The following is an 8,489-nucleotide window of genomic DNA, read 5'->3' as shown; positions in this document are numbered from 1 at the left end:
CACGCTGGGTTCTTAGGAGAGCGGCACCTGGTAACAGGTGTCGCTTATCCGACCAAAACGTTCTAGAACCCATCTAGATCGTAATAGAACTAGCTAATGTGTAAAGCAAACACATTACTTTGAAAAAACTCCCGTCCGCACCCAAGTATACACATCTCCAAAAGTCATTACTTAGGGAGAGTTGTGATATTCTTATATATGAGCTAAGTTGTTGGTTACAAGTAACTTAAAAAAATCTGGGCTTAGTTTTTTCATGGATATCAAGGATGGTAATATGACTCCAAAGTCAATAATTTTATTTGGACTACTTTTTAGCTCTTTGAGCGTACAATCTGCCACTTATACGGTAACAACAAGTAGTGATCAAGGCATAGGCTCACTTCGAGATTTCATCGAAAAGGCCAATGCTAATCCTGGTTTAGATACTATCGAAATACCGGCTTCATATAATGCACAAGCACCTATCTCGCCTAATTTGGGTGAAGTCCCTTCAGGTCAAACCGACAACCGAATGACAATTACTGATGATATTATCATTCGAGGATTAGGCGATGATTATGTCCACATTAATGACCATCAACGCTGGGTTTCTGATACTGGCTCATTTAATACTGGTTATCCGAATGATCCTAACAATCTGATTCTAAGATCATCTGGTCTTTTATTTGACATTAATCCTCGAAATACCGCAGGGCGCACCATCGATGCCACCATTGAAAATGTGTGGGCAGAACACATGTCAGGTTTTATCTTTTCCGATAACGCTAATGTAACACTCAATAACGTTATCCTATATAGGATAGTGCCTAGGCAAGGAGAGGCATCCATCATGTCTACTCAAGATGGCTTGGTTACAATAAAAGATTCATTTATATTCGAAAATCTTGGTCCAAGATCAGCACCTACCCTTATTTTTAATAGTGATGTTTTTATTGAAAATACGGCTTTTGAATCTAATGGACCATTGGTTGAAAGCACAGCCAGTCATGTTATTCAAGTTAGTCAAGATAGTTCAGGCAGCAGCACAACGGCAGTCATCAAAGATAGTATATTTAAAGGCTTATTTAATTCTACTTTTAGATTTAATGAAGCTGATGCACAAATTATAAATACTTTATTTGATGGAAGGGATGCTAATAGAGGTTGGCCAATCTATGTCAATAAAGGAAAATTGACGCTAACCAATAGTACGCTGTATTACCCGACTATTACTAAAAATGTAGACCCTGCTACTTACAAAGCGACCCATATAGAGTTAATCAATAGTGCTCAGCTTATAGCCAATAACAATCTACTCGTTATAATCGATGGTGCAAATAATGTTGGCTCTGCAATTTATCCAACTGATTGGGACGATACAACTATTTACCCATTATCAGAGAACAACAATAACTTTATTTCGACACCTGGTGTCGATGACACCCCTAATACTGGCCTGTCACTTGCAGGGTGCGTTACAACTAATTGTTTCGTTCCAAACACGCTTTCAATAGCGCTTGTTGATAAAGGCGACGACGCTAAAGCGCTATATGCCGATGGAAGCTCAATCACATCAGATTACCTCAAGCAAACCCGCCCACAGGGGTTGAGTATCGACATTGGCGCATTCGAAAAACATGAATCTCTTTATGCTCACCCAGATAGCTATGAGGTTGATCAAGATACTAAGTTGATTGTATCTAGCCAAGATGGAGTGCTTAAAAATGATACCAATGAAAATTCAGCAGCCGCTACATTAGACCAAGATGCTTTGTATGGAAGTGTCACATTGAATGCAGACGGCAGTTTTGAGTATCAACCTGATGCTGATTATTATGGCAATGATGAATTTTATTATTCAATCAATACGAGCCAAGCAAAAGTATCAATAACAATTCTCTCCACAGGTTGGACTCTTATCCCTAACAATGCTGCGCCAGTTGCTAATAATGATAGCTACTCACTTTACGCAGACAGTATTGATACCATTGTTGCACCAGGTGTGTTGCTTAACGATACAGATGATGCAAATACACAAGCTCCTTTTTATGCAGATTTAACTGCGCGAATCTATAAACAACCAATGCATGGGTCGGTAACACTTAAGGAGACTGGTGAATTCATTTACACGCCTGACGCTGGTTTTATAGGCGATGATAGCTTTGAATATGATGTTACAGATATTGGAACAAGACATAGTTACCCTGCTACCGTTAATCTTCATATTCAAGCCGGTGTTCCTTATGGGGGGAAGGTTATCGCGGGAACCAGCAGTGGTGGTTCTATAGGGTTCTTAAGCACGCTGCTATTGACGATACTCGCACTGTTTAGACATCAAAAGTCACTTGCCGTTAAAGTGGTCGTCCCACTATTGTTAAGTGTTTCTCCTTTCGCTCATTCTGCAGAAGAGAATAACGGAATATATGTAACAGCTAATCCTGGGATTTCATGGTTAGAGCCAGATACTGACCACAACGCGTGGAGTCAGGAAAGTAACAGTCAGTTTTCTTTCGGAAGTAGCTTAGGGTACCAATTTGATAATAACGCGAGTATCCAGTTTACTTATCGTTGGCTAAATAGTGTCGATTTGAAAGCAGAACATACGCAATATAATGATATGACGGTCGATTACCAACATTACAGCTTTAACTTTGTTTATCGAGTTACGCAGCTTTGGGGCGATAAATTCGCCCCGTACTTCAGTTTGGGCTTAGGTTATCTTGATGCAAGTTCGAACCACGCGGAAGATTTCGAGGTGGAGGATAATGTTCACCCCAACATAGGCGTCGGCGTGAATGTATTGGACTTTGGTCAAATTAAGTCAGATCTACAATGGCATCATTTAGCAGGTGATGTTGATACCCTCGAACTCGTGTTTTCTTATTACTTCAAGTAATTCAACTAAGAACAGTGCTTTTAGCTGTTCTTAGCCAGAGCTATCAGTTAGCACCTCTTCATACATAATTTAAGGGTATTACGGTTGCTCCCTGCGATGATTTGGAATTGTTCATCAATTGGGAGCACCCAGTATCTGACCTTTCCAATCAATACAATGCAATGAGTTAAGGGACTTTTACACTTGCATTTATTCATGACTCGCTAACTTAGCAAAGGCATTAACAAGCTTCTGTCCAAAAATGCGTTACATGTCTATGTACACATAATGTGACGCTGGTTAGGGTTGCTGGTTTAGGATCATCAAAAAGAGACTTTTGGCCATCACGATTCTCGGAGCTGGCTAAAGTTACGGGCTAAATTTAGGAAATTAGTTATCAGCCCTATCACTAAAGTGCTTGCCCTATATCCCTGCAAGAAATTTCTTAAAATAATCGAAAAAAAATGATGTGTAACCATTCAATTTTTTGAAAAGCAGCAGAAAAAGGTCAACTTTCTATTATTCTAACTTTTAAAAATGCCTGGTAGACTATATTTGTTCTCAATAAAATATTAAATTTGCCAAGTTTTCTACTCCCTATCCATATAGAACTGTTCAGTAACTGTTGCCTTCTTTTTACATCGACACCGATTTACTAGTACTTGACTTTTTAGCCATTCAAAATAACTAGTCAGCCATACAGGCTGGGTCTTTTCACAGCTTGCTGTGGCCAAAAACAAAGTTTGTAATCAAACAAACTAGTGGCAGTTAAAAATTTTAGGCAACAACTTCTGTTGATTGACTGTCTTTAGCATATTGTCTGTACGTTCGGCTATTGAGAAAGTCGATGTGAGTCTTTGTTTCTTTAGCTAAATCGCCAGCGTAAACCAATGAAGTTTCGACATTGGCATATTTTCCGCTTCTCGCTGCACTAAACCAGTTGAATGATCCAACTGTCATGTATTTATCGTCAGCAAATATGATTTTGCTATGTATACCATCGATGACGTTAACACATACCCCTAAGTCTTTTAGCGCGGTGCAGTTATTTTCAAAATTCTTTTGTTTTTGTAAGTCTGTGCGATTTGAGGTAGTTGTATTAAAGTGCTTGTCTGTATGGATGGTAACTTCCACTCCTCGGCTAATGGCGCTTTGTAGTTTATGCAAGATACCCGTTGTCTCCAATTTGGCGTAGATAAGCCAAGGCGAGACGATATCAACTTTTAGTACCGCCTTGTCTAGGAGTTGTATAACGAATGCATCATGCTCATCGGCATTGTGTAATAACTTAGGTTGACCACAAAATTGAAGTAAATCTGGTCTTTTCCCTGTATTGAACTTGAGTTCATTTGAATCTAGGTCAAACAAGTATTTAGACAAAAGACCTCTAGGCTTAGACTTGGGCGCAGCGGCAATGATATCCATGTCACCAAACACTAAGAAACTATCTTTGGCTCTCGATACCGCCACATTTAGCATGGTGGTATTCATATCGATAAATCCGCCATTACTGTGCTTTGTGTACACCTGTGAGAAAATAACGAGCTTACGTTCAGCGCCTTGTAAGGAGTGTACTGTACCTACCGTAAGCTGACCTTCACTTTTACCCACAGGAATGTCATAGGCGATACAGGCTTCTGATATAGCAGCAACTTGTGCCGAAAATGGTGTAATGACACCAACAACTTTTTCTAATGGTTCACCAAAGTACTCTTCAATCTGTTCTCTATTACTAGCTAACCATGAAGCGACAGTTTCGGCTTCTAATTTGTTTCCACGGCTTCCACCAAACAGTTCTGCTAAGCCATCAACATGCAGATAACCGAAAGGTGGATAAGGGGATTCTCGGTTTGCCGAGCCTCTCTTCGCTATTAACAGACCGTTGTAGCAAAGCTCATTACAATAGGATATGAGTTCGTCATAGCATCTGCGATGTTCTTGTAAAAACATTCCAGACTCTGCTTCTGTTTTGTAGTGGTAGCGACTTGCTTGCTGTGCAATATGCATAACACTACCTGTAACGACACTTCTCCCTGAAGCCTGTATAGATTCATAGTCGTCGGTCTCTGTAATGAGTTTCGATTGCTTGAGATTACCAATATCGACACAAGCATTGAGCTGCCGTACTGGTTCTATTTGATAAATATCCCCAATCACCAATGCTTTTTTTGCTAACGAAAGTGATGCGCCTGCAACTTCAGGTGAAACTTGTCCTGCTTCATCGACAATCAAAAGATCGATTTCGTTAACCAAGTACTCCGTCTTAAAATCGTTTTCCCCTGCATACGCCTTATAGGTCATGTGTGAGGGTAAGGAATGGAAGGTAGATACGATACATGGCGTTAACATCATTCTCCTTCTCCATCGAGGAAGCACCGCTTTGAGTCCTGTTTTATTCGCTAGCTCTTCTAATTTGTCCCCTTCATATCTACAAGTGAGAAGCCATCGAGCTTCCCAATAGTGCACTGCAAGCCTAAACATCCTAAATCGCACTGTAATATCAAGGACAGGATCGATTTCTTCAAAAGATGGTGTTGAGTTAGATTCTGGCAAAATTTGTCTAGTGCTTAAATTCCACTCAGCTTCTGATTTCTCAAATTGCTGATAACAATGCAGGTATTGCTGATAGGTGGTAGTTAGCCCGTTGATGTGCTTCTTTTGTTCTTTTAGAGCTTGTTCTAAAGCGTTTTCCAGATTTTCTGGCAGACACTGCAATTCATTGGTAATAGTGCAAAGGGATTGATGGATGAAGTTTTTCCGTTGGGCGTCACGTTTGGTTAGCACAAAAGGGAGCCAACTGAATATAGATAGCCAAATAGACTCGTCGCTTAAATAACTGCGCCAATTAAGTAAGCTAGTACTAGTGACTAATTGCAACCCTTCAGCATAGTCAAGATTTTGTTTCAATCCTTCTAATGTATTTTTCGGTTCGACCCCTAGTAGGTTTTCCATAATTTGCTTTTTTTTGGAGTAGCTTTTCCAGCAAGCTTGAATCTGCTCTAGCGTTTGTTGATTGATCTTGAGTTGATTGAGGAGATGATCTTTAACGTGCTCTGTACTTTCTAAATCCATGTCTTTGAAAGATGCCTGAGCACGTTCAATGAAGTGAGTTTCAGCGCGGTCAAGGTATTCCAAGTTTTCTAGCTGAGAGTAGAAGCTCCTTGTTTGGTACTTTTTAGATGCTTCATCTTCTTTCTTTGCCGATGGGAAGTACCCTCCATAGCTTGATACATCGGGTAACCATCGACTACTTAGTTCATCGCTTCCTTCATCAAAATCTTTTCCGAATGCGTCAATTACGTTGGTAACAGCTTGGTTGTTTGTGGATGCCGCAATGATTAGCGGTGGTTCTTCTTCTTTTAGTGCTGACTCAATCCATAAAGAAGCAACAACAGACAGGACGAATGTTGTTTTCCCAGTGCCAGGAGGGCCATTGACTGCCAATATGTCTGAGTCTGACATAGTTAGTGCATGTGAAAGCGCATCACGTTGTGCTTCTGCTAATGGGAACTGTGTATTCGAGTGACCAAGCCGAGCAGCAATAGTGTCTGCTGCGAATAAGCAGGTCTCATGATGTGAGACGGATTGTGTCGCATAAGAGTGTAGAAGTGGTGAAGAGTGATTAGAGTCAGATAGTTTGTCGTACAGGCTTAATATATGGGTAGATGCGCCCGTTATATCATCTATTTTACCAATGACACCGTCTTCTAACAGTGTGTACAATTCAGAGATCTTTTGTTTTGAACAAACGTCTCCGAATAGCTCTTGAGCTAGTTTATGGTACTGTTTCCACAGTTCGTTTTGCTCAGCGATAGTTTCTTCGGATTGTATGGCGGAGACTATATCTTCGTCTGAATAACTTGGAATACTATGTGTAGTGAGAAAGTCATCCAGTTTAGATACTTCTGCAATAGTAAATTTGTCATCGGCTTGAGGCGCTAAAACGTCCCTAGGAATGTAGGGAGTTCCGGCTGAGAAAAACAAGCCTTCGCGAGTTATCCAAATAGGACAAATAACAGGAGACAGTATCTGTGGTACCGTCCCGCGAAAGTCTTGTCCGTGTTGTTTTGTGACCGTATAAAGCACGGGGCGATAATGTGCTTTTACAACAAGTACTTTGTCGTCTTCATCAACAAAAAGCTTGTGTAATATCTTGCTATTGGGTTCTAACATACCTAAGGAAAAGTTAGTACGTTTGATATGGTGATAACCGTTAAGGTCTCTTTTTTTTAGAGCGCCTTTACCACTATCTGCATCGGCAAGAGAATTCCGCCAATACCGCACCCAGCTCAAGTCATCCATACTACTTCCTTACCAATATCTATCTAATTCCTTCGTATTATTAGAAAGTTACCATTAAGTCAAAAGTTTATATATGGGTTAGATGGCATATTTGTGTATACACATCTTAAATTAGAGCTTTATTGCATCATTAACCAATCATCAACCTCTAGGCCTAAGTTGTCCCTAGAAGGAAGTCAATGAGTCGGTTCGCAGACGCTTACATAGGCTGATACATACTTAGAAGCTCTCATCCGATCCAAATTCACGAGTTGTGATCTGATTTAACTTTTTGGTGAAATTACCTCTGTTAATCCCTAAAACCCTAGCAGCCTTAGACTGATTACCGCGCGTATGAGTTATCAACTCAGTAAACAATATTTCAAACACAGCAGGAGTCACCCAAGACATATCAGGGCTAACTGATTGTTTATCAAACCATGTCGGTTCCAGTTCTGCTCGGATAAGTTTTTTTAAATGGTCTTTGTTGATTGGGGTTAGTTGGTCATTCATAGAAGTTGAAGGTCATTAAGGAACGTTATCATTCTGACAAATTTACCATGAAATCGCCTTGAAATCAGCCGACGCGGGAAAATACGAATACGATGGATAACTGTCCAGCGCAATAAGCAACGAGGACATTTTTAATCATAAGCTCAAAGCCATTCGTTTCTAAAAACACTCGACCAATCCCTGTCCGGTGATGCCCATCATCAACATAAAGCTCACCATCTCTATTACACAGAGACCAATTTCGCTTTTCTTCTTAAAAAGAGTAATCAGGATTGCTTTGAAGGTTTCGAGCATAACGCTGACCACGTTCGAGACCGTGAGGATTATCAGCGCAAGGAAATAAACCACCCAAGTTTTGCCAGCATGTCGGGGCTCTAGCCCCCCACCCCGTCGGAGAGGTGAACATCCGTGACTTACCTTCGGCATGCGTAAATTTTTTTCATATCAGAGCCCTACACCGCAATACCATTAGCCAACAACCGTTCAATTGTTGGCCAGCTCATCTGCATACGCAGGTAATTACCTAAAAAAGCACTGCATTTCACTCTCAAGGAACCACGATGCCTAGACCTAAACGCGCGTCCGGCAACCACTTTACCCGTGGCGGACAAATTACTTTTCACTCCATTCGGATGTTCTTTCAAGTCAACAATACCTTAGTCTACGCCGCCATTTGGTCGGTGATAGCGCTCACTGGCGTTCTTACCTGGCTACGCGCGCCCGATAACGCCTTTTGGTCTGTGTTCTACTACTGGCGCAATCATATCTATGCCAGCTTTGGGCACAATCTTAACAGCGAAGTCACGACGTTCTGGAGCGGGAAACGCTACGTTGGTACGCT

The 8,489-nt window shown here is 40.9% G+C and carries 3 protein-coding genes and 1 pseudogene; 2 read left to right on the top strand and 2 right to left on the bottom strand.

Annotated features, from left to right (window positions below; all coding sequences use genetic code 11):
- Positions 1–274: 274 nt before the first annotated feature.
- Positions 275–2,875 carry an Ig-like domain-containing protein gene (locus ACED28_RS22120; RefSeq protein WP_017091784.1) on the top strand — a complete coding sequence of 867 codons (2,601 nt, stop codon included), beginning with the start codon at positions 275–277 and terminating at the stop codon, positions 2,873–2,875.
- Between the two features lie 756 nt (positions 2,876–3,631).
- Here ACED28_RS22120 and ACED28_RS22115 read toward each other — a convergent pair.
- Both ACED28_RS22115 and ACED28_RS22110 read right to left on the bottom strand, forming a co-directional pair.
- On the bottom strand, positions 3,632–7,156 hold the full coding sequence (locus ACED28_RS22115) for an AAA domain-containing protein (protein ID WP_371710759.1): 3,525 nt from the start codon (positions 7,154–7,156) through the stop codon (positions 3,632–3,634).
- A 219-nt stretch (positions 7,157–7,375) separates the two neighbouring features.
- Positions 7,376–7,648, bottom strand: coding sequence for a helix-turn-helix domain-containing protein (locus ACED28_RS22110; RefSeq protein ID WP_231904291.1), 273 nt, complete (start codon positions 7,646–7,648; stop codon positions 7,376–7,378).
- Between the two features lie 560 nt (positions 7,649–8,208).
- On the opposite strand from ACED28_RS22110, the pseudogene ACED28_RS22105 reads away from it, so the two are divergent.
- A pseudogene (locus ACED28_RS22105) lies at positions 8,209–8,489 on the top strand (type IV conjugative transfer system coupling protein TraD); the annotation flags it as partial.

Origin of the sequence: Vibrio sp. 1F253, from assembly GCF_041439295.1 — a bacterium.
In the GTDB taxonomy this organism is placed as follows: domain Bacteria; phylum Pseudomonadota; class Gammaproteobacteria; order Enterobacterales; family Vibrionaceae; genus Vibrio; species Vibrio tasmaniensis_A.
Note: the sequence above shows the minus strand (reverse complement) of the source record. Positions and strands in the feature narration are given on the sequence as shown.